This window comes from Monashia sp. HAY1-11D (assembly GCF_056868035.1).
In genome coordinates this window covers 3,285,880-3,310,276 of the sequence record NZ_CP200320.1, presented here as the reverse complement: position 1 = coordinate 3,310,276, position 24,397 = coordinate 3,285,880, and the positions used below count along the sequence as shown (strand labels likewise).

The 24,397-nt window shown below is 73.6% G+C and carries 21 protein-coding genes, 1 pseudogene and 1 riboswitch; of the genes and pseudogenes, 8 read left to right on the top strand and 14 right to left on the bottom strand.

Annotated features, from left to right (window positions below; genetic code table 11):
• Nucleotides 1-143: 143 nt before the first annotated feature.
• Entirely contained in the window at nucleotides 144-3,047 is a 2,904-nt protein-coding gene (locus tag AC1VM9_RS15275) for an FtsK/SpoIIIE family DNA translocase (protein ID WP_481345033.1), read from the bottom strand.
• A 165-nt stretch (nucleotides 3,048-3,212) separates the two neighbouring features.
• A riboswitch (SAM riboswitch) is annotated at nucleotides 3,213-3,336 on the top strand.
• Nucleotides 3,337-3,375: 39 nt separating this feature from the next.
• On the opposite strand from AC1VM9_RS15275, the gene AC1VM9_RS15270 reads away from it, so the two are divergent.
• Nucleotides 3,376-4,764, top strand: coding sequence for an aminotransferase class V-fold PLP-dependent enzyme (locus AC1VM9_RS15270; RefSeq protein ID WP_483123219.1), 1,389 nt, complete (start codon nucleotides 3,376-3,378; stop codon nucleotides 4,762-4,764).
• A 170-nt stretch (nucleotides 4,765-4,934) separates the two neighbouring features.
• On the opposite strand, the gene AC1VM9_RS15265 is transcribed toward AC1VM9_RS15270, so the two are convergent.
• The 5 genes from AC1VM9_RS15265 to AC1VM9_RS15245 all read right to left on the bottom strand — a co-directional run bounded on the left by AC1VM9_RS15265 (nucleotide 4,935) and on the right by AC1VM9_RS15245 (nucleotide 10,291).
• Complete coding sequence (locus tag AC1VM9_RS15265) at nucleotides 4,935-6,041, bottom strand: endonuclease/exonuclease/phosphatase family protein (protein ID WP_483123218.1); 1,107 nt, start codon at nucleotides 6,039-6,041, stop codon at nucleotides 4,935-4,937.
• A 6-nt stretch (nucleotides 6,042-6,047) separates the two neighbouring features.
• Nucleotides 6,048-7,733: a ribonuclease J gene (locus tag AC1VM9_RS15260; protein WP_483123216.1), complete on the bottom strand. Its 1,686-nt coding sequence runs from the start codon at nucleotides 7,731-7,733 to the stop codon at nucleotides 6,048-6,050.
• 94 nt (nucleotides 7,734-7,827) lie between these two features.
• Nucleotides 7,828-8,715: a 4-hydroxy-tetrahydrodipicolinate synthase gene (dapA, locus tag AC1VM9_RS15255; protein WP_481340512.1), complete on the bottom strand. Its 888-nt coding sequence runs from the start codon at nucleotides 8,713-8,715 to the stop codon at nucleotides 7,828-7,830.
• Nucleotides 8,716-8,929: 214 nt separating this feature from the next.
• Nucleotides 8,930-9,424, bottom strand: a complete 495-nt coding sequence (locus tag AC1VM9_RS15250) for a dihydrofolate reductase (protein ID WP_481340514.1) — start codon at nucleotides 9,422-9,424, stop codon at nucleotides 8,930-8,932.
• A gap of 54 nt (nucleotides 9,425-9,478) precedes the next feature.
• The gene (locus AC1VM9_RS15245) at nucleotides 9,479-10,291 is read right to left on the bottom strand and encodes a thymidylate synthase (RefSeq protein ID WP_483123215.1); all 813 of its coding nucleotides are present in this window, start codon (nucleotides 10,289-10,291) and stop codon (nucleotides 9,479-9,481) included.
• Nucleotides 10,292-10,549: 258 nt separating this feature from the next.
• On the opposite strand from AC1VM9_RS15245, the gene ilvA reads away from it, so the two are divergent.
• On the top strand, nucleotides 10,550-12,073 hold the full coding sequence (gene ilvA / locus AC1VM9_RS15240) for a threonine ammonia-lyase, biosynthetic (RefSeq protein WP_483124030.1): 1,524 nt from the start codon (nucleotides 10,550-10,552) through the stop codon (nucleotides 12,071-12,073).
• Here the strand turns inward: ilvA and AC1VM9_RS15235 are convergent.
• The 7 genes and pseudogenes from AC1VM9_RS15235 to paaA form a co-directional block, all read right to left on the bottom strand.
• The gene (locus AC1VM9_RS15235) at nucleotides 12,070-13,158 is read right to left on the bottom strand and encodes an NAD(P)-binding domain-containing protein (protein ID WP_483123213.1); all 1,089 of its coding nucleotides are present in this window, start codon (nucleotides 13,156-13,158) and stop codon (nucleotides 12,070-12,072) included. The genes ilvA and AC1VM9_RS15235 overlap by 4 nt on opposite strands.
• Nucleotides 13,159-13,230: 72 nt before the next feature.
• Nucleotides 13,231-13,719, bottom strand: a complete 489-nt coding sequence (locus tag AC1VM9_RS15230; RefSeq protein ID WP_483123212.1) for a 2Fe-2S iron-sulfur cluster-binding protein — start codon at nucleotides 13,717-13,719, stop codon at nucleotides 13,231-13,233.
• A gap of 148 nt (nucleotides 13,720-13,867) precedes the next feature.
• Nucleotides 13,868-14,365 (bottom strand): annotated as a pseudogene (locus tag AC1VM9_RS15225) (FAD-binding oxidoreductase); the annotation flags it as partial.
• Nucleotides 14,366-14,914, bottom strand: coding sequence for a 1,2-phenylacetyl-CoA epoxidase subunit PaaD (paaD, locus tag AC1VM9_RS15220; RefSeq protein WP_483123211.1), 549 nt, complete (start codon nucleotides 14,912-14,914; stop codon nucleotides 14,366-14,368).
• A gap of 5 nt (nucleotides 14,915-14,919) precedes the next feature.
• The gene (paaC, locus tag AC1VM9_RS15215) at nucleotides 14,920-15,726 is read right to left on the bottom strand and encodes a 1,2-phenylacetyl-CoA epoxidase subunit PaaC (protein WP_483123209.1); all 807 of its coding nucleotides are present in this window, start codon (nucleotides 15,724-15,726) and stop codon (nucleotides 14,920-14,922) included.
• A complete protein-coding gene (gene paaB / locus AC1VM9_RS15210; protein ID WP_481340526.1) occupies nucleotides 15,723-16,040 on the bottom strand; it encodes a 1,2-phenylacetyl-CoA epoxidase subunit PaaB in 318 nt (105 codons plus the stop codon). The genes paaC and paaB overlap by 4 nt, the downstream gene beginning before the upstream one ends.
• Nucleotides 16,037-17,089: a 1,2-phenylacetyl-CoA epoxidase subunit PaaA gene (gene paaA / locus AC1VM9_RS15205; protein ID WP_481345043.1), complete on the bottom strand. Its 1,053-nt coding sequence runs from the start codon at nucleotides 17,087-17,089 to the stop codon at nucleotides 16,037-16,039. Before paaA ends, paaB begins: the two co-directional genes overlap by 4 nt.
• 80 nt (nucleotides 17,090-17,169) lie before the next feature.
• Between paaA and AC1VM9_RS15200 the strand changes: the two genes are divergently transcribed.
• From AC1VM9_RS15200 to AC1VM9_RS15190, 3 genes are all read left to right on the top strand, one after another.
• Nucleotides 17,170-17,823, top strand: coding sequence for a GNAT family N-acetyltransferase (locus tag AC1VM9_RS15200; RefSeq protein ID WP_483123208.1), 654 nt, complete (start codon nucleotides 17,170-17,172; stop codon nucleotides 17,821-17,823).
• A gap of 107 nt (nucleotides 17,824-17,930) precedes the next feature.
• Nucleotides 17,931-18,698, top strand: a complete 768-nt coding sequence (locus AC1VM9_RS15195) for an AzlC family ABC transporter permease (protein ID WP_481345059.1) — start codon at nucleotides 17,931-17,933, stop codon at nucleotides 18,696-18,698.
• Nucleotides 18,695-19,009, top strand: a complete 315-nt coding sequence (locus tag AC1VM9_RS15190; RefSeq protein WP_481345045.1) for an AzlD domain-containing protein — start codon at nucleotides 18,695-18,697, stop codon at nucleotides 19,007-19,009. The genes AC1VM9_RS15195 and AC1VM9_RS15190 overlap by 4 nt, the downstream gene beginning before the upstream one ends.
• 94 nt (nucleotides 19,010-19,103) lie before the next feature.
• Here the strand turns inward: AC1VM9_RS15190 and dapB are convergent, their stop codons facing one another.
• Nucleotides 19,104-19,892 carry a 4-hydroxy-tetrahydrodipicolinate reductase gene (dapB, locus tag AC1VM9_RS15185; protein WP_481340590.1) on the bottom strand — a complete coding sequence of 263 codons (789 nt, stop codon included), beginning with the start codon at nucleotides 19,890-19,892 and terminating at the stop codon, nucleotides 19,104-19,106.
• A 172-nt stretch (nucleotides 19,893-20,064) separates the two neighbouring features.
• On the opposite strand from dapB, the gene AC1VM9_RS15180 reads away from it, so the two are divergent.
• The 3 genes from AC1VM9_RS15180 to AC1VM9_RS15170 all read left to right on the top strand — a co-directional run bounded on the left by AC1VM9_RS15180 (nucleotide 20,065) and on the right by AC1VM9_RS15170 (nucleotide 24,322).
• Entirely contained in the window at nucleotides 20,065-21,726 is a 1,662-nt protein-coding gene (locus tag AC1VM9_RS15180) for an FG-GAP-like repeat-containing protein (RefSeq protein WP_483123207.1), read from the top strand.
• Nucleotides 21,727-21,794: 68 nt separating this feature from the next.
• A complete protein-coding gene (locus AC1VM9_RS15175; RefSeq protein WP_483123205.1) occupies nucleotides 21,795-23,249 on the top strand; it encodes a YncE family protein in 1,455 nt (484 codons plus the stop codon).
• Complete coding sequence (locus AC1VM9_RS15170; protein WP_483123204.1) at nucleotides 23,246-24,322, top strand: cytochrome c oxidase assembly protein; 1,077 nt, start codon at nucleotides 23,246-23,248, stop codon at nucleotides 24,320-24,322. The genes AC1VM9_RS15175 and AC1VM9_RS15170 overlap by 4 nt, the downstream gene beginning before the upstream one ends.
• The last annotated feature ends 75 nt before the right edge of the window (nucleotides 24,323-24,397 follow it).

Below are 24,397 nucleotides of genomic sequence, written 5' to 3'. Positions count from 1 at the left end.
CTCCCGGAGCCTAGTCGCGACGACGTCCCGACGGCGGCAGGCCGCAGTGGGCAGGCGGCAGGCGCGGTCGGCGGGCTCCAGACGCGTCTCGACGCGTTCCGACGCGCCCCGACGCGCCCCGACGTGCCCCGACGCGTCGGCGGTCAGTAGCGCTCGCGGCCGCCGCGGTCGGTCAGCTGCCAGGCGTCCTCCGACTCCTCGTCGTCCTCGTCGACGGTCGGCGTCAGGTCACCGGGCGTCCATGCCGCCGTCGGCACGGCCGTCGTCTCCTCCTCCGCCTGACGCCGCTCGCCGCGCTCGGCGACGATCGCGGCCGTGCGCTGTGGGGCGACGTCGTCCGGCAGGCCGGCCGTCAGGTCCGACGTGTCGAGCTCGACCGGCGGCGGGGCGTAGGGCTGGTCGTCCTCCGGGACGAGGTCCTCGTCGTCGACCGCGACGGCAGCGGGCACGTCCTCACCGCGCAGCAGCGCGAGCGTCTGCGGCAGGTCGTCGGGACGCACGAGCACGTCGCGCGCCTTGGACCCCTCGCTCGGGCCGACGATGCCGCGGGACTCGAGCAGGTCCATGAGCCGGCCGGCCTTGGCGAAGCCAACGCGCAGCTTGCGCTGCAGCATCGAGGTGGACCCGAACTGCGTCGTGATGACGAGCTCGGCAGCCTGGAGCAGGACGTCGAGGTCGTCGCCGATGTCGTCGTCGATCTGCTTCTTGGGCGCCGCGACGGTGACGTCCTCGACGTAGTTCGGCTTGAGCTGGGTCGTGACGAACTTGACGACCTCGTGGATCTCCGACTCGTTGACCCACGCACCCTGCACCCGCATCGGCTTGCTGGCGCCCATCGGCAGGAAGAGGGCGTCGCCCTGGCCGATGAGCTTCTCGGCGCCCGGCTGGTCGAGCACGACGCGCGAGTCCGCGAGCGAGGACGTGGCGAAGGCCATGCGGCTCGGCACGTTGGCCTTGATGAGGCCGGTGACGACGTCGACCGACGGGCGCTGCGTGGCGAGGACGAGGTGGATGCCGGCGGCCCGCGCCAGCTGCGTGATGCGCACGACCGACTCCTCGACGTCGCGCGGGGCGACCATCATGAGGTCGGCGAGCTCGTCGACGACGACGAGCAGGTACGGGTAGGTGGTGATCTGCCGCTCCGAGCCGGGCAGCGGCTTGACCTTGCCGGCCCGGACCGCCTTGTTGAAGTCGTCGACGTGCTTGAACCCGAACGCCGCGAGGTCGTCGTAGCGCTGGTCCATCTCCTTGACGACCCACTGGAGGGCCTCCGCGGCCTTCTTCGGGTTGGTGATGATCGGCGTGATGAGGTGCGGGATGCCTTCGTACGCGGTCAGCTCCACGCGCTTGGGGTCGACGAGGATGAGACGGACCTCCTCCGGCGTCGAGCGCATGAGGATCGAGGTGATCATCGAGTTGACGAAGCTCGACTTGCCCGAGCCGGTGGCGCCGGCCACGAGCAGGTGGGGCATCTTGGCGAGGTTGGCGATGACGTAGGCGCCCTCGACGTCCTTGCCGACGCCCATGACCATGGGGTGCTCGTTGCTGCGCGCGGTCTGGCTGCGCAGGACGTCGCCGAGCGCGACGTTCTCGCGGTCGGTGTTGGGGATCTCGATGCCGATGGCCGACTTGCCGGGGATCGGGCTGAGGATGCGCACGTCGGCCGAGGCGACGGCGTACGCGATGTTCTTGCTCAGCGCTGTGACGCGCTCGACCTTGGTGCCCGAGCCGAGCTCGACCTCGTAGCGGGTCACCGTCGGGCCGCGGGTGAAGCCGGTGACCGCGGCGTCGATGTCGAACTGCTCGAAGACGTTCGTCAGGGACTCGACGACGGCGTCGTTCGTCTCGCTGCGCGTCTTGTGCGGCGACCCCGGCTTGAGCATCGCCTGGTCGGGCAGGCGGTAGGTGATGTCCCCACCGAGGCTCAGCTGCTCGACGCGCGACGGCATCTCGGACATCGGCGGCGGCACGAGCTCGGCCTTGGGTCCGACCTTGCTCGTGTCGGGGGCCCCGTGGGTCTTCGGGTCCGTGGCGTCGATCACCTTCTCGCCGCTCGGTCGCGGTGCGAGGACGCCGGGCGCGGTCGGACGTTTCTCGCCCGGGCGCAGCCGCTTGGTGGGGGCGTCGTCGGCCTCCTTCTGCGCCGCCTGGCGGAAGGCCTCGTCGCCGTCGCGCTCGGACAGGTCGACGGGCTTGCGGCGGGCCCGCTTGAGCGCGGCCGCCGGGGCGTCGGCCTCCGCCCCGTCCCCGGCGTCGGCCCCGTGGGGATGCGTGCCGCGGTCGATGACGAGCGCCTTGAGCTGGCGCAGGCGGGTCGGGACCATGTTGACCGGCGTCGCCGTGATGACAAGCAGGCCGAAGACGCCGAGGAGCACGAGCAGGACGGTCGCCCCGTAGGTGGAGACGGCCGCGGCGAGCGGGCTCGAGGCGAGGAAGCCGATGATGCCCCCGGCGGCGCGCATGCCGTCGGCCCCGTCGGGCGGGTTGGGGATGCCGTCGGCGAGGTGCGACAGGCCGCACGCGGCGAACGTCAGGGTGATCGTGCCGACGACGATGCGGTTGGTCGCGGCCTCGTCCTGGGGGGCGCGGAGCATCCGCAGGCCGAGGGCCAGCAGCACGAGCGGGACGGCGTACGCGACCCGCCCGAAGGTGCCGGCGAAGACGGCGTGGACGACCTGGCCGAACGTGCCCGAGACGCCCCACCACTCGCGGGCCGCGACGACGACGGCGAGGGCGATGAGGGCGAAGCCGATGCCGTCGCGCTTGTGCTCGGGCTCGAGGTCGGCCGCGCTGTGCCCGACCCGGCGCACCGCGCCACCGGCCAGGTGCGAGACGCCCATCCACGTGTTGCGCACCGCGTTGAGGGGGAACGGCAGGCCGCCGCCCCGCGTCTTCGTCGGCCCCTTGGACTGGCCCCTGCGGGCAGCGGCCGGCTTGCGCTGTGCGGGGCGGGTCGAGCGGGCCGCCGGCGGGCGCGACGACGAGCCCTTCGCGCGCGCGGCCGCGGCGGGGCTCGTTCGCTGGCTGGTGGACGGACGTGTCGCCATGGTCGCACCGTACGCCAGCGTCCCTCTCAACTCACGCGTCACACGCGCACCACGACCGATTCGCCGGACCGTGGCCGCGGGCGCGAGTCGGTGCCGTCTCAGATTCCGACACCGTGGGCCCGCTGGGTGGACACCCGGACAGGCCGGCGCCTATGGTCTTCGCCAGGTCAAGAGTGTCAGCGACAAGCCCCGGCTCGCTGGCCAGCAACCCTCCTCCGCGGTGGGGTGCTCCGGGTGACGACCAGGCCGTCCTCGGCTGGTTTCTCCTCGAGGTCGGCAAGCGCGGACCTGCACCGGGTGGGTCCCTGGACTCGCGAGGAGCACTGCCATGTCGGCCCTTCCCACCACGACGACCCTCTGCGGCGGCGGCCCCGCCCCGGTCGTCCGCACCCGAGCCCTCCGCGTCGTCGCCGAGGGCGAGGCCCTGCCGCGTGTCGTCGGCGCGGACCTGCGCGTGCCCACGACCCGGGGCGAGGTGGCCTACGCCAACCTCGACCACGCGGCGTCGACCCCCGCCCTCCAGACCGTGAAGGACGCCGTCGACCGCGCCCTCGAGACGTACTCGTCGGTGCACCGCGGTGCCGGGTTCGCCTCGCGGCTGACGAGCGCCTGGTACGAGCAGGCGCGTGAGGAGGTGGCCCGGTTCGTCGGCGCCCGCGAGGACGACCAGGTCGTCTTCACCCGCACGACCACCGACTCGTGGTCGGTGCTCGCCCACGCCCTGCCGAGCCGCGCCGTGGTCTTCGTCTTCGGCAGCGAGCACCACTCGACGCTGTTGCCCTGGGGCCGTTCGCGCACGGTGCGCCTGCCGATCCCCCAGAGCACCGACGACGCGCTCGACCTGCTCGACGAGGCCCTCGCCGAGCACCCGGGCCGGCACCGCCTCGTGGTGCTGACGGCGGCGTCCAACGTCACCGGTGAGGTGTGGCCGGTGGAGCGCTTCGCCCGTCTCGCCCACGAGCACGGCGCCCGGATCGCCGTCGACGCCGCGCAGCTGTCCGCGCACCGCCGCATCGACCTCGCCGCGTGGGACGCCGACTGGGTGGCCTTCTCCGGCCATAAGACCTACGCCCCCTTCGGTGCCGGCGTGCTCGCCGGGCGTCGTGACTGGCTCGACGCCGGCGCACCCTACCTGCCCGGCGGCGGCGCGACCCGGACGGTCACCGAGACGGCCACGGAGTGGGCCACGGGCCCGGCGCGCCACGAGGGCGGCAGCCCCAACGTCATCGGCGCCATCGCCCTCGCGGCGGCCTGTTCGACGATCGAACGCCACCGCGCCGCCATCGAGGCCCACGAGGAGGCGCTGCTCGAGCGACTGCGCACCGGCCTCGAGGCGGTCCTGGGCGTCGAGGTGCTCTCGATCTTCGGCGACGACCACGACCGGGTCGGTGTCGTCGCCTTCACGGTGTCCGGCTTCGACCCCTCGCTCGTGTCGCAGGTGCTCTCGGTCGAGCACGGCATCGGTGTGCGCGACGGCAAGTTCTGTGCGCACCTGCTCGTCGACGAGCTGCTCGAGGACCCGTGGGGCGAGCGTCCCCAGACCGCGGTGCGCGCCAGCGTCGGGCTCGGCAGCACGGCCGAGGGCGTGGAGCGTCTCGTCTCGGCCGTGGCCGCGCTCGTGGGCGAAGGACCGTCGCGGACGTGGACCCGGACGGCCGCCGGGTGGACGGTCGAGGGCACGGACCCCCGCGACGTCGAGGTCGAGCGCCCCTGGTGAACCGGACCGGGTCTCTCGCCGCCTGACCCCCGTCACCCCGCAACACACCGAACAGCTGCCAGGTGGGTCCGGGAATACCAGGGACCACCTGGCAGCTGCTCGGTGTGTTTGCGATCCCGCGGCGAGACGGGTGGCGGCGGTCGGGCGGGGTCGGGCGGTCCGTCGGGGGGTCAGCGCTCGGCGCGCAGGGCGTAGGACGCCCAGACGGCGGCGTGGTCGGTCCGGTTGACCGCGACCTGACCCGCGTCCACGACGGCCAGTCCGCGGCTCAGCTGATGGTCCAGGTCGACGTACGGCGGGATGCGCCGCCCCTCGAACGGCCAGGTGCGCACCCAGCCTCGGCCCGCAGCCGCCTGGGCGTCGGTCAGCCCGGTCGCGAGCCGCCGGAACACCGGGTGGCCCGACGAGGCGTTGAAGTCGCCGGCGAGGACGAGCGGTCGGTCGGTCGGCTGCGCGTGCACCCACGTCGCGAGCGAGACCAGGGCCGCGTGCCAGTCGTCGGTGCGGTCGGGCAACGGCGGCGGCGGGTGCACGGCCCGAAGCCGCACGGTGCCGGCCGGCGTCGTGACGTCGACGTCCGGCTGGAGGCTGTCACCGGCCGGGCTGACGCCGTCGGCACGCTCGCTCAGGGGGTACCTCGAGAGCACGAGCGTCCCGACGACACCATCGCGCGCCCGACCGACGCGTTGCGGGAAGAATGCGCGCGCACCGGCGTCGTCGAGGTCGGTCTCGGACTCCGGCGTCGCCTCGACCAGGACGAGCACGTCGACCGAGTGCAGCCGCACGGCGTCCATCAGCTGACGCGAGTTGGCTTGTCCCTCATGGAGGTTCGCCGACATGACGGTCAGGTCGGTGTCGACCGTGGCGTGCACGCTCGAGGACCACGCCGGGGCCGCGACGACGAGCCCCACGACCGCGACCGCGACGATCGGCACCGACACGGACCAGCGACGCAGGAGGAGCGCGGCCGCCGCGAGCAGCAGGAGAGCGACGACGGCGAGGGGACCCGCCGTCTGGAGCACGACGACCGGGTAGAACGTCGAGTCCAGCCCGCGCAGGGCCACGACGGCGAGCAGAAGCACCAGGACCGCCAGCAGCGCCCGGTCCGCGACACGCTCCCACCGCCGGCGGGACCCAGCGTCCTGCGGCGGGTCGGCGCTCTCCTCCGAGGGATCGGCGGCGACCTCCGCCGGGTCGGCGGCGACCTCCGCCGGGTCGGCGGCGACCTCCGCCGGGTCGCGGGCGACCTCCGCCGGGTCCTCGACGTGTTCGGCCACGCCGCGTCAGGCCTGCAGGACGACGGGGATGATCATCGGGCGACGGCGGATCTTGCCGCCGACCCACGAACCCACCGCACGCCGGACGATCTGCTGCAGCTGCTGGTCGTCGCGCACCCCGTTGGCGACGGCCTCCTCGATCGCGCGCTCGACCTTCGGGATGACCTGCTGGAAGATCTCGTCGTCCTCGACGAAGCCGCGCGCCGTGATCTGGGGGCCGCTCGCGATCTTGCCGGTGGCCGAGTCGATGACGACGATGCAGGAGATGAAGCCCTCGTCGCGCAGGATCCGGCGGTCCTTGAGCAGCGCCTCGTCGGCCCCACCGACGCTGCTGCCGTCGACGTAGACGTACCCGCAGTCGACGACGCCGACGACGGACGCCTTGCCCTCCACGAGGTCGACGACGACGCCGTCCTCGGCGAGGACGACGTGGTCCTCGGGGACTCCGGTCTGCATCGCGAGCCGCGAGTTGGCCCACATGTGTCGCCACTCGCCGTGGACCGGCATGACGTTGCGCGGCTTGACGATGTTGTAGCAGTAGAGCAGCTCGCCGGCGCTGGCGTGGCCCGAGACGTGCACCTTGGCGTTGCCCTTGTGCACGACGTGGGCGCCGAGACGCATGAGGCCGTTGATGATGCGGTAGACGGCGTTCTCGTTGCCGGGGATGAGGCTGCTGGCGAGCAGCACGGTGTCGCCGGGGCCCACGTCGATGCGGTGCTCGCGGTTGGCCATCCGGGACAGGGCCGCCATCGGCTCGCCCTGCGAGCCGGTGCAGATGAGGACGACCTCGTCGTCGGGCAGGTTGTCGAGCTTCTTGAGGTCGACGAGGATGCCGTCGGGCACCTTGAGGTAGCCGAGCTCGGCCGCGATGCCCATGTTGCGGATCATCGACCGCCCCACCATGGCGACCTTGCGGCCGGCCTTCTCCGCGGCGTCGAGCACCTGCTGGACGCGGTGCACGTGGCTGCTGAAGCAGGCGACGATGATGCGCCGCTCGGCGTGACGGAACACCTTGTCGATGGCGGGGGCGATCTCCAGCTCGGGCGTGGTGAACCCCGGCACGTCGGCGTTGGTCGAGTCGGTGAGGAAGAGGTCGACGCCCTCCTCGCCGAGCCGGGCGAAGGCGCGCAGGTCCGTGAGCCGGCCGTCCAGCGGCAGCTGGTCCATCTTGAAGTCACCGGTGTGCAGGAGCGTGCCAGCCTCGGTCCGCACGAAGACGGCGAGCGCGTCGGGGATCGAGTGGTTGACGGCGACGAACTCGAGGTCGAACACGCCGAGCTGCTCGCGCTGCCCCTCCCGGACCGCCATCGTGAACGGCTTGATGCGGTGCTCCCTCAGCTTGGCCTCGACGAGCGCGAGGGTGAGCGTGGAGCCGATGAGCGGGATGTCGCCCTTGAGCTTGAGAAGGTAGGGGACGGCGCCGATGTGGTCCTCGTGGCCGTGCGTGAGGACGATGGCCTCGATGTCGTCGAGCCGGTCCTCGATGTAGGTGAAGTCCGGGAGGATGAGGTCGACGCCCGGGTGGTGGTCCTCGGGGAAGAGGACGCCGCAGTCGATGACGAGCAGGCGGCCCTTCGTCTCCAGGACGGCCATGTTGCGGCCGACCTCGCCGAGACCACCGAGCGCGACGACCCGCAGGCCGTTGTCGGGGAGGGCGGGGGGTGCGGTCAGCTCGGGGTGAGGGTGGCTCACAGGTGTCCTGTCGGGTCGTGGGTGCTGCCGAGGCAGCCGGTACCCCGCCGCAGCCGGCGTGACCGGTGCAGCGGGCAGGGGCTTCAGGGGGTCGTCATCGGGCGACCGCCGCGAGCGCCTCGCGCAGCAGCGTGGTCTGCTCCTCGTCGGCCGCGACGAGCGGCAGGCGGACGGTGGGTGTCTCGATGACGCCCTGCAGGGCCAGGGCGGCCTTGGCCATGATGGCGCCCTGCGTGACGTTCATGACGGCGTCGACGAGGGGGGTCAGGCGCCGGTGGACGCGGCGGGCGTCGTCCCAGCGCCCGTCCACGACGGCGTCGGCCAGCTCCCGGTAGGCCGCGGGCGCCACCTGCGAGGTGACGCCGACGAAGCCGACGGCACCGTTGAGGAAGTGGAACAGGTCCATCCCGTCGTCGCCGGAGTACCAGGCCAGCCCGGTGCGCTCGATGAGGTCGCCGGCGAACCACAGGTCGGCGCGGGCGTCCTTGACCGCGACGATGCGCTCGTGCTCGGCGATGCGCAGGTAGGTGTCGCGGGCGATCGAGACGATGGACCGGCCCGGGATGTCGTAGAGCATGACCGGCAGGTCGCTCGCGTCGGCGAGGGCCGTGAAGTGTGCGACGAGCCCGGCCTGCGGCGGCTTGTTGTAGTACGGGGTCACGGCGAGCACGGCGTCGGCGCCCGCCTTCGCCGCCGCCTGCACCGACTCGATGCTCTTGGCCGTGTCGTTGCTGCCCGCCCCGGCGATGACGACGGCGCGGTCACCGACCGCGTCGATGACCGCGCGCAGGAGCTCGTCCTTCTCGGCGGCGGAGGTGGTGGGCGACTCGCCGGTGGTGCCCGAGATGACGAGGCCGTCGTGACCGGCGTCGACCAGGTGGGTGGCGAGACGCTGCGCCGCGTCGAGGTCGACGGAACCGTCGGCCCGCATGGGCGTGACCATCGCCGAGAGAACACGTCCGAGTGGGGGTGCGGCAGCCATGGGCCAAGGTTAGCGCCCGCTCCCGCGGGCGACCGACCGGCGCCCACCCGGGAGCCCCGGGCACGAGGCGAGGCGCTACTCGCTCGGGGGTCCGAGTAGCGCCTCGCACCCGGTACATCGCAGCCGCTCCCCCGCCGTTACAGCGGGCCGGCCGGGATCCGGGCGGAACACCGTGGCGGTGGCGGAACACCGTGGCGGTGAGGAGCGCCTGGTGTCAGGACGTGGCAGCGGCGCCGCGCCCGGAGCCGCGACGCTCGTAGGTCACCCACGCGAACCCGTCGTGGGGCTCGCGCGTGGTCTCGGCCCAGTCGGTGCGGTCGACCTCGGGGAAGGTGACCGCTCCCTCGGGCGCCTGGTCGACCTCGGTGACGAGCAGCCGCTGCGCGAACGGCATCGCGAGCCGGTAGACCTCTCCCCCGCCGACGACGAACACCTCGTCGGCCGGCCCGGCGAGCGCGAGCGCCTCCTCGAGCGAGTGCGCCACCTCGACGCCGGGATGGCTCCAGTCCTCCTGCCGGGTGACGACGATGCTGCGACGGCCCGGTAGGACGCCCATGGACTCGAAGGTGCGCCGTCCCATGACCATGGGGTGGCCCATCGTCATGCGCTTGAAGTACTTGAGGTCCTCGCCGATGTGCCAGGGCATCGTGCGGCCGTCACCGATGACCCCGTTGCGCCCCACGGCGACGATCATCGTCACGTTCGTCATGGCTCCAGCGTCGCAGACGCCGCCCCACGGAGGCTGCTGCGGCATGCACGCCGTTCAGACGGCGATGGGGGCCTTGATGCCCGGCTCGGCCACGTAGTCGACGAGCTCGAAGTCGTCGAGGTCGAACTCGTCGATCGAGGTCTTGCCGGGCGTGATGCGCATCGTCGGCAGCGCGTGCGGTGTGCGGGTCAGCTGCAGCCGCGCCTGCTCGAGGTGGTTGAGGTAGAGGTGGGCATCGCCGAGCGTGTGGACGAACTCGCCGGGCTCGAGGTCGGTCAGCTGCGCGACCATCTGGGTCAGCAGGGCGTAGGACGCGATGTTGAACGGCACGCCGAGGAAGATGTCGGCGCTGCGCTGGTAGAGCTGGCAGGAGAGGCGGCGCCGGCCGTCCGGGCCGGGCGGCGCGACGTAGAACTGGAACATCGTGTGGCACGGCGGCAGGGCCATGTCGTCGACGTCGGCGACGTTCCACGCGGACACGAGGAGGCGGCGGCTGTCGGGGTTGGTGCGGATCTGCTCGATGACCTTGGCGACCTGGTCGACGCGTCGGCCGTCGGGCGTGGGCCACGAGCGCCACTGGTAGCCGTAGATCGGGCCGAGGTCGCCGTTCTGGTCGGCCCACTCGTCCCAGATGCTGATGCCTCGCTCCTGCAGCCAGCGCACGTTGGTGTCGCCGCGCAGGAACCAGAGCAGCTCACCGATGATGGAGCGCAGGTGCAGCCTCTTGGTCGTCATCGCCGGGAAGCCATCGGCGAGGTCGAACCGCATCTGGTACCCGAACGTGCTGAGGGTGCCCGTCCCGGTCCGGTCGGCCTTCTCCTGGCCGTGGGTGAGGACGTGGTCGAGGAGGTCGAGGTACTGCCGCACGCCCGCAGCCTAACCCCGGCGTGCGACAGGGCCGCGTGGACACGCAGCGGCCTGGCGCGGGGCCGGGCCGACCCGTGCATCTCGTCCGCTGGTCCGTGCGGACGACTCCGGTCCGGCGGCCCTAGTCTCGGTCGCATGTCGACCGTGCCCGACGAGGCTGGCAGCGAGGCTGCCGGCGCGCCAGGCGATGCCGGCGCGACAGGGGCGGCAGGGGCTGCAGGGACTGCGGGGGCTCCGGGGACCTCCGGGGCGGAGCACCTGCGTGAGGTCCTTCGCGCCCCGGTCTACGAAGCCGCCGTGGTGACGCCGCTGGAGGTCATGGAGTCGCTGTCGAGGCGTCTGGACAACACGGTCGAGGTCAAGCGCGAGGACCGCCAGCCGGTCCACTCGTTCAAGGTGCGCGGCGCCTACACCTTCATGCGGCAGCTGGACGAGGCGCAGCGCGCCCGTGGCGTCGTGGCCGCCTCGGCCGGCAACCACGCCCAGGGCGTAGCGCTCTCGGCCGCGATCCTCCACATCGAGGCCGACGTGGTCATGCCGAAGACGACCGCTCCGATCAAGGTCGACGCGGTCCGTGCCCACGGGGCCCGGGTGGTCCTCCACGGCGACACGTTCGACGACGCCAAGGCCGAGGCGATGCGGCTCGCCGCCGAGCGCGGACGCGTCTACGTCGCCCCCTTCGACGACCCGCTCGTCATCGCCGGCCAGGGCACGCTCGGGCTCGAGCTGCTCCAGCAGGACGCCCACCTCGACCGCATCTTCGTCCCCGTGGGCGGCGGCGGCCTCGCCGCGGGCGTGGCCACGCTCGTCAAGTACCTCATGCCGGCCGTTCAGGTCATCGGGGTCGAGCCCGACGACGCCGCCTGCCTCACGGCGGCCCTCGCCGCCGGGCGACCGGTCGAGCTGCCGGAGGTGAGCAGGTTCGCGGAGGGCGTCGCGGTCAAGCGCATCGGCGACCGCACGTTCGAGCTGTGCCGCGAGCACCTCGACGACGTCGTCACGGTCAGCTCGGACGAGATCTGCGCGGCGATCAAGGACATCTTCGAGGACGTCCGAGCCGTCGCCGAACCCGCCGGAGCCGTCGCCCTCGCCGGGCTCAAGAAGTACGTCGAGGAGCACGGCCTTCGGGGCGAGCGCCTCGCGCACGTGCTCTCCGGCGCGAACGTCAACTTCCACACGCTGCGCTACATCTCCGAACGCGCCGAGGTCGGTGAGCACCGTGAGGCCCTGCTCGGGGTGACGATCCCCGAGCGGCAGGGGTCCTTCCTCACCTTCGTCGAGGCCCTGGCGGGGCGGGCCGTGACGGAGTTCAACTACCGTCTCGACGACACCTTCGAGGCACGGATCTTCGTCGGCGTGCGGCTGGCCCGTGGGCTGGCCGAGCGCGCGGAGATCATCGCCGCGATCGCCCTGGCCGGCTACGAGGTCGTCGACCTGTCCGACGACGACACGGCCAAGACCCACGTGCGCTACATGATCGGCGGGCACCCGCCGCAGTGCCGCGAGCGCGTCTACTCGTTCGAGTTCCCCGAGCACCCGGGCGCCCTCCTGCGCTTCCTCACCGAGCTCGGCACCCGCTGGAACATCACGATGTTCCACTACCGCAGCCACGGCGCCGACTCGGGCCGCGTGCTCTGCGCCTTCGAGGGGGTGGACGACCCCGCCGACGCGGAGGACTTCCAGCGGCACGTCGAGGACCTCGGCTACCCGTGCAAGGACGTCACCGCGAGCCCGGCGCTCTCCTACTTCCTGCTGTCGCGCCCGCGCCGGCCGTCGGCCTAGGCGACGGACTCCCGGTTCCGCGTCAGCTGCTGCCGCACGGCACGCGCGGCGGCACGTCCGGCCCGGTTGGCGCCGATGGTCGATGCCGACGGTCCGTACCCGACGAAGTGCACGCGCGGGTCGGCGGTCGACGTCGTGAACGTGTGCTCGTCGAACGGGGCGACGAGGCGGATGCCGCCGTGCTCGCTCCGGAGCCGGAGGGGTCCCAGGTGCCGCACCGTCGGCCGGAAACCGGTGGCCCAGAGGATGACGTCGGCAGGCTCGAACGACCCGTCCGCCCACCGCACGCCGTCCGGCTCGATGCCCTCGAACATCGGCCGGCGTGCGTACGCGCCGAGCTCGGCAGCCCGCTGCTCCTGCGGACGCAGCAGCAGGCCGGTGACGCTGACGACGCTGCTTGGGGGCAGGCCCCGAGCCACCCGCTCCTCGACGAGAGACACGGCCCGACGCCCTGCGTCCTCGGTGAACGGCCCGGTGCGCCAGACCGGTTCACGTCGGGTCACCCAGATGGTGTGTGCGAGGGGGGCGAGCTCCCCGAGCAGCTGCACCGCCGATGCGCCCCCACCCACGACGACGACGCGCTGACCCGCGAGCTCGTCGGGGCCTCGGTAGTCGACGGTGTGCAGCTGCCGTCCGCGGAAGGTCGCGATGCCCGGGTAGTGCGGCAGGAACGGGGTCTGCCAGGTGCCGGTCGCGTTGACGACCGAGCGCGTGAGCCAGCGCCCCTGCGTCGTCTCGACCCGCAGGAGGCCGTCCGGGTCGCCGTCGAGGGGTGCGACGGACGTGACGCGCACGGGCCGCAGGACGGGACGCTCGAGGTGCTGCTCGTACTCGCCGAAGTACCGGGGGACGACGACGTTGGCCGGGTCGGCCGCATCGTGCTCGGGCACGGGCATGCCGGGCAGCTCGGCGATGCCGTGGACGTCCGACATCGTGAGGCTGTCCCAACGATGCTGCCACGCGCCGCCCGGGCGGTCGTTGGCGTCGAGCACGACGAACGGCCCGACACCGAGGCGTCCGAGGTGGTGGGCCGCCGACAGGCCGGCCTGACCGGCACCGATGACGACGACCTCCACGCGTTCCACGTCCGTTGAACGCGCCAGGGGCCGGTGCTCTTCCCCCCGCCACGCACCGGGCCGGCGCCGCCGGGCCGGAGGTCAGGCGTCGTAGTCGAGCGACACCTCGTCGGTGACGGGGTGGCTCTGACAGGCGAGGACGATGCCGGCCTCGACCTCCTCCGGCTCGAGCGCGTAGTTGCGGTCCATCCGCACCTGCCCGGAGACGAGGCGCGCCCGGCAGGTGCCGCACACACCGTTGGTGCACGAGAAAGGCGCGTCCGGCCGTGCCCGCAGGGTCGCGTCGAGGATGGACTCCTCCCTGCTCGGCATGGGGATGACGGTGGTGCGGCCGTCGAGGTTGACGGTCACCGTGGCCTCGGGCGGCGCGCCCTCCTCGACGACGACCCTGCGCCTCGGCTCGGTGCCGTCGTCGACGTGGAAGATCTCGTGGTGCACGTGGTGGACGTCGACGCCGTGCTCGCGCAGCAGCGCCTCCGCACCGGTGACCATGCCGAACGGCCCGCACAGGTACCACTCGTCGACGGTCTCGACGGGCACGAGCCGCTCGAAGATCGCCGCGAGGCGCACGGCGTCGAGCCGACCGTGGAACAGCTCGACGTCCTGGGCCTCGCGCGACAGGACGTTGACGAGGTGGAACCGGCCGGGGAAGCGGTTCTTGAGGTCCTCGAGCTTCCTCGAGGAACATGATCGAGCTGGTGCGGCGGTTGCCGAACAGGAGCGTCGCCCGCGACAGCGGCTCCTCCTCGAGCGCCGTGGTCAGGAGCGACAGAACCGGGGTGATGCCCGACCCCGCCGCGATGGCGACGTGGTGGCGGGCGAGGTCCGGACGCGTCGGGCACGTGAACGAGCCCAGCGGCGTCATGACGTCGAGGACGTCCCCGGGAGCGACGACCTCGTTCATCCACGTCGACATCCGGCCCTCGGGCACGCGCGCGACCGCGACGCGGCGCAGGTGCTCCATGCCGGCAGCCCCGCGCGACTGGCAGATCGAGTACGACTGGCGCACCTCCTCGCCGTTGATGGTCGCGCGCACGGTGAGGTGCTGGCCGGCCTCGAACGCGAACTCGTCCGCAAGGTGCGGGGGCACCTCGAAGGCGACCGCGACGGCGTCGTCGGTGAGCCGCTCGACCGACGCGACACGCAGCGGGTGGAAGCGGGCCCGGTGGCGGCTGCCGGCGGGCACGGTCGAGGGCGAGGTGGTCAGGTCGGTCATTCAGAGGGCCTTGAACTCGTCGAACGGCTCGAGGCACGCGTTGCAGCGGCGCAGGGCCTTGCACGCGGTAGAGCCGAAGTGGGCGATCTCGGTCGTGTCGTCGGAGCCGCACCGCGGGCAGGCCACGACGTGCCGGCCGAGGCTCACGGGGACCGGGCCCGGGACGGTGGTACCGGAGGCCGGGCCCGGCGGCGCGATGCCGAAGCGGTGCAGCGCCTCGCGTCCCTCCTCGGTGATCCAGTCGGTGGTCCACGGGGGCGACAGTCGCGTCCGCACCGTCGCGGCGTACCCGTGTGCGTGCGCGGCGAAGACGATGCGGTCGGCGATCGCCTCCATGGCCGGGCACCCGCTGTACGTCGGGGTCACGGTGACGACGACCGCACGGGCCGACTCGTCGACCTCCACGCCGCGCAGGATGCCGAGGTCGAAGATCGTGACGACCGGCACCTCGGGGTCCGGGATCCGTGAGATCGCCTGCGCCACAGCGCTTTCGGCGAACCGGGCGGCGCCTCCGGCAGCACCGCGGTCCGTCGCCCGGTCGGTGGCCACGGCCGTCACCACGTGGCCCCGGGATGGGACCGGGCGATGTGCTGGAGCTCGGCGAGCAGGTAGCCCATCGGTCGCGAGTGGACGCCGCTGCGCCCACCGCGCGCGCGCCAGCCCGGAGCGGCCGGCACCGTCAGCGTCGCCGCGGCGAGGACCTCGTGCACGCGACGCGTCACCGGCTCCTCCAGGCCCGACGGCAGCACGCCGAAACCGGACTCCGCGACGAGGACGGCGGCGTCGTCGTCGGTGAACAGCTCAGGTACGTACGGGGCGCTGCGCTCGAGGGCGGCCTGCATCCGTTCGTGCGACTCGTCCGTGCCGTCGCCGAGGCGGCAGACCCACAGCGTGGCGTGGTCGAGGTGGTAGCGGACCTCCTTGACCGCCTTGGCCGCGACGCCGGCGACGACGTCGTCCGTGGATCCGGCCAGCCGCGTGTGCAGCTCGACCTGGCGGGCGGAGAACCACAGGAGGCGGGCCATCTCGTCGGCGAAGTCGCCGCGCTCCTGCTCGACGAGGTGGACGTTGCGCCACTGCCGCTGGTCGCGGGACATCGCGAAGTCGTCCTCGAGGCGACCGGTGCCGTCGAGGGAGCCCGCGTAGGGGTAGAGCGCGCGGGCCTGGCCGAGGAGGTCGAGCGCGATGTTGCCGAGCGCCATGTCCTCCTCGATCTGCGGCGCGTTGGTCATCCACTCGGCGAGGCGCTGGGCGTAGACGAGGGCGTCGTCGGCGAGGCCGACGAGGTAGGTGGCCCGCGGGTCGTCGGACCCGAGGGCGCGCGGGGCGGCCATGGCGTCGGTGCGGGTCACGTCGCTCACAGGTACTCGACGTCCTCGGGCACGTCGTAGAACGTCGGGTGCCGGTAGATCTTGTCGGCGGCGGGGTCGAAGAACGAGTCCTTCTCCGTCGGACTGCTCGCCGTGATGTCCTCGGCACGCACGACCCAGATCGACACGCCCTCCTGGCGGCGCGTGTAGAGGTCGCGTCCGTTGCGCAGGGCCAGCTCGGCGTCCGGCGCGTGCAGCGACCCCACGTGCACGTGGGACAGGCCACGCTTGCCCCGCACGAAGACCTCCCAGAGCGGCCAGCTCCTCTCCGTCGAGGGTGCGACGGCGTCCGAACCTCCGCTCACGCGGCACTCTCCTTCGTCCTCGCGGCCTGCTTGGCGGCGTACGCGTTGGCGGCCTCACGGACCCAGGCGCCGTCCTCGTGCGCGCGACGGCGGTGCGCGATGCGCTCGGCGTTGCACGGGCCGTCGCCGCGCAGCACCTGCCAGAACTCGTCCCAGTCGACCTGGCCGAAGTCCCAGTGACCGCGCTCCTCGTTCCAGCGCAGCTCGGGGTCGGGCAGCGTCAGGCCGAGCTTCTGGGCCTGGGGCACCGTCATGTCGACGAACTTCTGGCGCAGGTCGTCGTTGCTGAAGCGCTTGATGCCCCACGCCATCGACTGCTCGGTGTGGCCACCCTTGACGCTCTCACCGGTGTCGGGCGGTCCGAACATCGCCAGCGCCGGCCACCACCAGCGGTTCGCGGCATCCTGGGCCATCTCGCGCTGCGCGTCGGTGCCACGCATGAGGGTCCACAGGATCTCGAAGCCCTGCCGCTGGTGGAAGCTCTCCTCCTTGCAGACCCGGATCATGGCCCGCGCGTACGGCCCGTACGAGCAGCGGCACAGCGGCACCTGGTTCATGATCGCCGCGCCGTCCACGAGCCAGCCGATGGCGCCGCAGTCGGCCCACGTCAGCGTCGGGTAGTTGAAGATCGAGGAGTACTTCTGGGTGCCGTTGTGGAGCCGGTCGAGCAGCTCCTGGCGGTCGACGCCGAGGGTCTCGGCGGCGCTGTAGAGGTAGAGCCCGTGGCCGGCCTCGTCCTGGACCTTGGCGATGAGGATCGCCTTGCGCCGCAGGCTCGGCGCGCGGGTGATCCAGTTGCCTTCCGGCTGCATGCCGATGATCTCCGAGTGGGCGTGCTGGGCGATCTGGCGGATGAGCGTCTGGCGGTACTTGTCCGGCATCGCGTCCCGCGGCTCGATGCGCTGGTCCGCCGCGATGAGGGCCTCGAAGTCGCCGCCGTCCCCCGGACGCTGCTCGGCCTGCCGGCCCTGCTCGACCGTCGCATCGTAGTCGGCGGTCTCGGCCGCGTTGAGCGGCTCGTTCGGGTCGATGACGTCGTTGCCATACATGTGTCCAGTATGCGAGAAGGGCGCCACCGGCGACAAAGTGGCCCCTCCGGGCGTTGCCGGCCGGCTGAGAGGATGCCGGGGTGACGCACCCGCACGACGCCGACCTTCCCGAGACGACGCCGGACCCGACGCGGCACGGGCACGGACACGGACACGGGCACGGGCACGACCACGACGCCGCGCGTGGCCCGGTGGCGGACGCGAGCGTCCGCGTGGCGCGCAGCTCGGACGCGCCCGCCGTCGGGTTCGTGCAGGCCGTCGTTTTCCGCGAGGCGTACGCCGCTGTCCTGGCGCCCGAGGTGCTCGAGCAGCTCGAGCCGAAGGTCTTCGCCGGCGCCTGGCGCGACAGCCTCGAGGGCGAGGCCGCCGGCGACGGCGTCCTGCTCGTGGCCTGCGCCGGCGACCAGGTCGTCGGCTTCGCGGCGGTCGGCGCCTCTAGCGACCCCGACGCGGGCGAGGCGACCGCCGAGCTGCTCGTGCTCGCGGTCCACCCGGACGCCCGTCGGCAGGGCCACGGGTCCCGGCTGCTCCACGCGGTCGTCGACACCGCCCGGGCCCGAGGCCGCGACCACCTCACCGCGTGGTTGCTCACCTCGGACGACACCGTGCGGACCTTCCTCACGGCGTCGGGGCTCGAGCCCGACGGGGCGCACCGCGAGCGCGTCGTCGACGCCGACGGGCGCACCGTCCGCGAGCTGCGTCTCGCCGCGTCCGTCGCGCCGGAGCCGTCGTGACCGGTCCCGCCGCGGGGGACCGTCGGCGTCCCGCCGCGAACAGCGCCGACGCCTCTGCGGCGGAGCGGGCCGCACCGGGGGCCCTCGGCGCGCCGTCGGCCGGTCCACTGCCACGCGCGGAGCGACGGGTCGTCGTCCGTGAGGCGCTGTCGGTCGGGCTCGCGACCGGCGCGTACGGCATCAGCTTCGGCGCGCTCGCCGTCGCCGCGGGGCTCGACGTCTGGCAGGCGATGGCGCTGTCGCTGCTCATGTTCACCGGCGGGTCGCAGTTCGCGTTCGTCGGCATCGTCGCCAACGGACTGCACGCGGCACCGGCCGCCATCGCGGCGTCGTCGCTGCTCGGCGTCCGCAACGGGCTCTACGCCCTCGAGCTGACCCAGCTGCTCACGCCCCGCGGGGTGCGACGCCTCGCGGCCGCCCACCTGACCATCGACGAGTCGACCGCCGTGGCGGTGTCCCAGGAGGACGTCCGCGCGTCGCGCGTCGGCTTCTGGCTGACCGGCGCGGCCGTCTTCTCGCTGTGGAACCTCACGACGCTCGTCGGCGCGCTCCTCGGCGACGCCCTCGGCGACCCGCGCCGGTACGGGCTCGATGCCGCGGCCTGTGCCGCGTTCACGGCGCTGCTGTGGCCGCGCCTGCGCAACCGGGACGCCGTCGCGACAGCGGGTGTGGCGGCGGTCGGGGCCGTCGTCCTCGCTCCGAGCCTGCCGGCCGGGGTGCCGGTGCTCGTGGCCGCGCTGGCCGCCCTGCTCGCCTGGCGGGCGCCCCGCAGCGGCGCGGGGTCCGACCCGGGGCCGGAGGACGCAGCGGCGGACGTGGGCCGGAGCACGGACCTGCGCGAGGGCCGCGTCGCGCGGGACGGGGGCCGGCGATGAGCCTGTGGGTGGCGATCCTCGTGGCAGCCGGGTTGGCGTTCGGGCTGAAGCTCGCCGGCTACCTCGTGCCCTCGAGCGTCCTCGCCGAACCGCGCGTCAAGCGTGTGACGGGCGCGCTGCCCATCGCCCTGCTCGCCGCGCTCATCGCGACGCAGACGTTCACCCTGGCCGGCGGCGCCCTGACGGTCGACGCCCGGCTCGCGGCGGTCGGCGTCGCGGTCGTGGCGCTCCTGCTGCGGGCGCCGTTCATCGTCGTCGTCGTGCTGGGGGCCTGCACGGCAGCCCTGCTGCGCGCCCTCGGCTGGGGCTGACGGCCCGGCGCCCGGGACCGCAACCGGGACCGCGACCCCGACGACGACGCCATCGGCGGCACGGTTCGGGCCCGGCAGCCGTGGGTCGGTCTGCTCAGTCCAGGCCGAGGTAGTGCTCGAGGCCGACGGTGAGGCCGGGGTGGTCGGCGACGGCGCGCACGGCCGCGACGACGCCCGGCATGAAGGAGGCGCGGTCGAACGAGTCGTGGCGGAGCGTCAGCTGCTCCCCCGCGTTGCCGAGCAGCACCTCCTGGTGCGCGGTGAGCCCCCGCAGGCGGACCGAGTGCACGGGGACGCCGTCGACGCGGGCGCCGCGGGCTCCGTCGGGGTCGTGGGTCGTCGCGTCGGGACCGGGCGCCACACCCGCCCCCGCACGTGCTGCGGCGATCATCGCCGCCGTCCGGGCGGCCGTGCCGGAGGGCGCGTCGACCTTGGCGGGGTGGTGCAGCTCGATGACCTCGACCGACTCGAAGAACGGGGCCGCCTTGGCGGCGAACGCCATCATGAGCAGGGCACCGATGGCGAAGTTCGGCGCGACGAGGACGCCGACGCCGGCACCGGTCCGCGAGGGTGGCGCCTGCGCGAGCCGGCCTCGCAGCGTCTCGAGCCGGTCGTCGTCCCACCCCGTCGTGCCGACCACGACGTGGACGCCGCGCTCGACGCAGTGGGCCACGTTGCCGGGGGACGCCGCCGGCACCGTCAGCTCGACGGCGACGTCCGCGCCTCCGAGGTCACCGAGATCGTCGGAGCTGCCGTACGCGCCGACGAGCCGCAGCCCCTCGGCCGCCTCGACGGCCCGGACCGCCTCGGACCCCATCCGCCCGTTCGCACCGATGACCGCCACCGCGATGGCACCGGTGGCCGCGGTGGGATCGTCACGCATCGGGCCCTCGTCGTTCGTCGTCACCACGCCTCGAGGGTAGTGGCGCCGCCACCTGCGAGGACGGCCGGTCCCACCGCGCTCCCCGGCCCGTGCCCCGAGCGAGGACCACGGGACCGCTGGGGATGGTGGCGCGGCGGCCGGCGGAGCACACTGTCACCAGGAAGTGATCGCCATGCCGAACCGCGCCCACCCCGCCTCCTCCACCACCCTCCGACGCACCTCGGTGCTCGTCCGGACGCGCACTCCCGGCACCGCTCGCCACCGGGTCGCTGCCATGGTGGCGGCGCTCGCCCTGGCCTTCTCCTTCGGGGTGGTCACCGCGCCGACGGTCCACGCCACCGTGCTGTTCGGCAACGACATCTCCTGGCCGCAGTGCCCGACCACCCAGGGTGGTTACGGGCAGCCGATGCCGCCCGCCTCGACCCAGTTCGTCGTCGTCGGGCTCACCCACGGCCTGCCGTTCACCGAGAACCCCTGCGTGGGCTCGCAGCTGCAGTGGGTCAGGGACCACGCCACCCCCGCGCACGCCTACACGATGGCGGGCTTCCCGACCGCGGCGCAGCTGTCGACGTACGCCACGCGAGGCCCGTGGTCGAGCACGACCCGGGCCGGACGCCTGTCGAACGTCGGCTACGCCGAGGCGAGCTATGCCGCAGCGACCCTGGACCGCATCGGCTGGCGGCCGCCGGTGGTGTGGATCGACGTCGAGCCCCGGCCCGCCCAGCCGTGGCCGTCGACGACGCGGTCCCAGCGCATCGAGAACCGGTACGTCGTGGAGGGGCTCATGCGCGGCCTGCGTGACCAGGGCTACGCCTACGGCCTCTACTCCAACGCGTCCGGCTGGCAGGCGATCACCGGGTCGTGGCTGTTGCCGGGCGTGCCGGTGTGGGCGACGGCCGGCACCCTCGACTACCCGAACGAGGCGCTCGACCGGTGCACGCAGCCGAGCTTCTCGGGCGGCAGGGTCTACCTGTCGCAGTGGTGGAACACGACCACCGACTTCGACCGCACCTGCGAGCCCTACGCCTTCACGGCGCTGCCCATCGCGGCGTCGACGCTGACCGCGTCCACGGGTGACGTCGACGGCGACTGGCGCACCGACGTCGTGGCCCGGTGGGCGAGCACGGGGACGCTGCGCCTCTACTCGGGCACCGGGACGGGCAGCCTGTCGCTCGGCCGGCAGGTCGGTACGGGGTGGAGCGGCTTCGACCTCCTCGACACCGCGGGCGACCTCGACGGGACCGGAACCCTCGACGTCGTGGCCCGCCAGCGGACGACCGGGGACCTCTGGCTCTACCGCGGCGACGGCCACGGTGGCTGGACCCTGCCGGCCCTGCGCATCGGCACCGGATGGGGCGGCATGAGCGCCGTGCTCGGCCCGGGTGACCTCACCGGCGACGGACGCCCCGACCTGCTGGCCCGCCGTGCCTCCGACGGGACGGTCTGGGTGTACCCCGGCACCGGGCGAGCCTCGTTCCAGCCGCGCCTGCAGGTCGCCTCGGGATGGAACCGGTACGACCGCGTCGTGCCCGTCGGCGACGTCACCGGAGACGGCCGTCCGGACGTCATGACGCGCGAGCCCTCGACCGGGCGCCTCTGGCTGCATGCCGGCACCGGCACCGGGGGGTTCGCGGCACCGGTCGTCGTCGGGACGGGCTGGAACGGCATGACGGCGCTCGCCTCCCCCGGCGACTTCGACAGCGACCGCGTCGGCGACGTCCTCGCCCGCGACCGCGCGGGTGTCCTCTGGCTCTACCCGCGGACGGCGTCCGGCGGGTGGTCGCCGCGGCGCCAGGTCAGCACCGGGTGGAACGTCACGGACGCCATCTTCTGAGCCGCCCTTCGACGACGCGGTCAGGTGGCTCTCAGCCAAAACCCAGCCTCGGGAGCGAGCATCCGCCCGTGACGACCGACCCGGCCGCCCCGCACCGTCCTGACACCGTCGACGCCGCGCCCGTCGGCACCGTCCGCGCCGCCGTCCCCGCCGCCGTCGGGCTCGCGGACGACCCGGTCTCTGCCGCCACCCGGCGAGCCCGCCTGGGCGCGGTGGCGCTCGCGGTCGTGCTGCTCGGCTCGGCCTGCTCGGCGGTGGGCGCCGCGCCGGGCGCCGAGGCACCCAGCTCGGGGCCCACGTCAGCACCCACGTCGGGACGCACGTCGGTCCCCTCCGCCACCCCCACGACGGCGTCCACCGCGACGATGCCGGCCGGGTCGTCGCCCCACCCGTCGGGCTCGCCCTCGTCGGGGGCCACGGCCGGCCCCACGGCACCCGGCGTGGGACTCACCCCGCCGTACGCGCGCACGGGCGCCGGTGACCTCGCGCCCGCGGCCCGCGCGGCGCGGCCTCTCGTGTACGTGCCGGACCAGGTGGCGGGGCTCGTGCAGGTCATCGACCCGCGCACCTACCGGGTCGTGTCGACGCGGCGTGTCCCCGCCTCGCCGGAGCACGTCGTGCCGTCGTGGGACCTCACCCGACTGTGGGTCAACTCCGACCGGGGCAACGCCCTGACGCCGATCGACCCGCGGACGGGTGTCGTGGGCCACCCGGTCGGGGTGCGCGACCCGTACAACCTCTACTTCACCCCGGACGGCCGGTACGCGCTCGTCCTCGCCTCGCGGTTCCACGCCGTCGACGTGCGCGACGCCCGCACGATGCGCCTCGTCCGGTCGCTCCCGGTGCCGGCGTGCGCCGGGGTCAACCACGCGGACTTCACGGCCGACCTGCGGGCGTTCGTGGCCAGCTGCGAGTTCAGCGGCCGCCTGCTCGTCGTCGACGCCGCGGCCACCCGGGTGCTGAAGGTCATCGACCTCAACCACGTGCGCACCCCGGGCGCCACCCCCGCGACGGGCCCGGGGAGCATGGCGGGGCCCCGGAGTGGACTGCTCAGGGGCGCGACGGCGATGCCGCAGGACGTCCGGCTCACGCCGGACGGCCGGTGGTTCATGGTCGCCGACATGCTCCGCAACGGCGTGTGGTTCGTCGACGCGCGCACCTTCCGGCTCGACCACTTCGTCCACACCGGGCTCGGCGCGCACGGCATCTACCCCTCGCGCGACGCATCTCGGGTCTTCGTCTCCAACCGGGACGCCGGGACGGTGACGGTCTTCGACGCGACGACGGACCGGCCCGTCACGACGTGGCGGCTGCCGGCGCACGCCACGCCCGACATGGGCGGCGTCAGCGCCGACGGCTCGCAGCTGTGGCTGAGCGGCCGGTACCGCTCCGAGGTCTACGTCATCGACACCGCGACCGGGCGCCTGCTGCACAGGATCCCCGTCGGCGCGGGGCCGCACGGCCTGCTCGTCTGGCCGCAGCCCGGCCGGTTCTCGCTGGGCCACACCGGGAACATGCGATGAGCACCTTCTCCCCCGCCGACCTCCTGACGGCCTGGACGCCCGACGCCGAGGGCCTCGTCCTCGTCGCGGTGGCGCTCGTGCCGTACGCGCTGCTCGTGCGGCGCGCGGCCCGAGCCGGGCTGCGTCCGTCCGGGTGGCGCGTCGCCCTCTACGTCGGCCTCGGCGTCGGCACGCTCGCGTACGCCACCTGCGGGCCGCCCGCAGTGCTCCGGGCCGACGTCTTCTGGTTGGGTGCCCTCCGGATCGGCGTGCTCGCGACCGTGACACCGGTGGGCCTGGCCCTCGGGGACCCCGTCGGCCTGCTGCGGCGGCTGCACCCCGACAGCGACCACGTGGCCCTGCGGCTGCTGCACGGACGCCTCGCGCGGGCGCTGACCTTCCCGGCCGTCAGCACCGTGCTCGCCACCGGGACCCTGCTCGTCGTCTTCGTGACACCGGTGTTCCTCCGGTCGGTGACGTCACGGCCGGTCGGGGTCGTCCTCGACCTCGTCCTGCTCGGGACGGGGCTGCTGTTCGTCGTACCCCTGCTGGCCGAGGACCTCCTGCCGGCCTGGGCGACGGCTCCGGTGCGGACCTTCCTCGCGTTCGTCGACGGCCTCCTCGACGCCGTCCCGGGCATCGTCGTCATGACCGCCCCGACGCTGCTCGCCCCCGGATACCCCGGCTTCTCGCGCGCCGTGAGCGGGCTGGACCCGCTCCTCGACCAGCACCTCGGCGGCGGCGCGCTCCTCGCGGTGGCAGAGTCGGTGGGGCTGCCCGTCATCGCCGCGGTCTTCCTGGAGTGGGTCCGGACCGACGAGCGCGAGGCCCGCGAGGCGGACCGGCTCGCCGACGAGGCAGCCGGCGCGGGGGCGGCCCGGCTCGCCGGTGACCGGCCCGGCCTGTCCCCCGACACGTCGGCCGGACCCGCCACACGCTCCGCGCCCGCATCCGTCGCGACCCCCGCGACCGCTGCCGCTCCGGCGGCGCCCGATGCCGGCGCCTCCGGCCTGTGGTGGGAGCAGGACGCCCGCTTCGCCGGGCGCTACCGCCGCGCCGAGCCCGCGGCGGGTCCCGACGACGTGGAGAGCTGACCGGCGGGGCTGGCGCACCCGGCACTCCCCGCACACCCGGCAGACCCCGCACACGCGAGCGGCCCGCCACCCAGG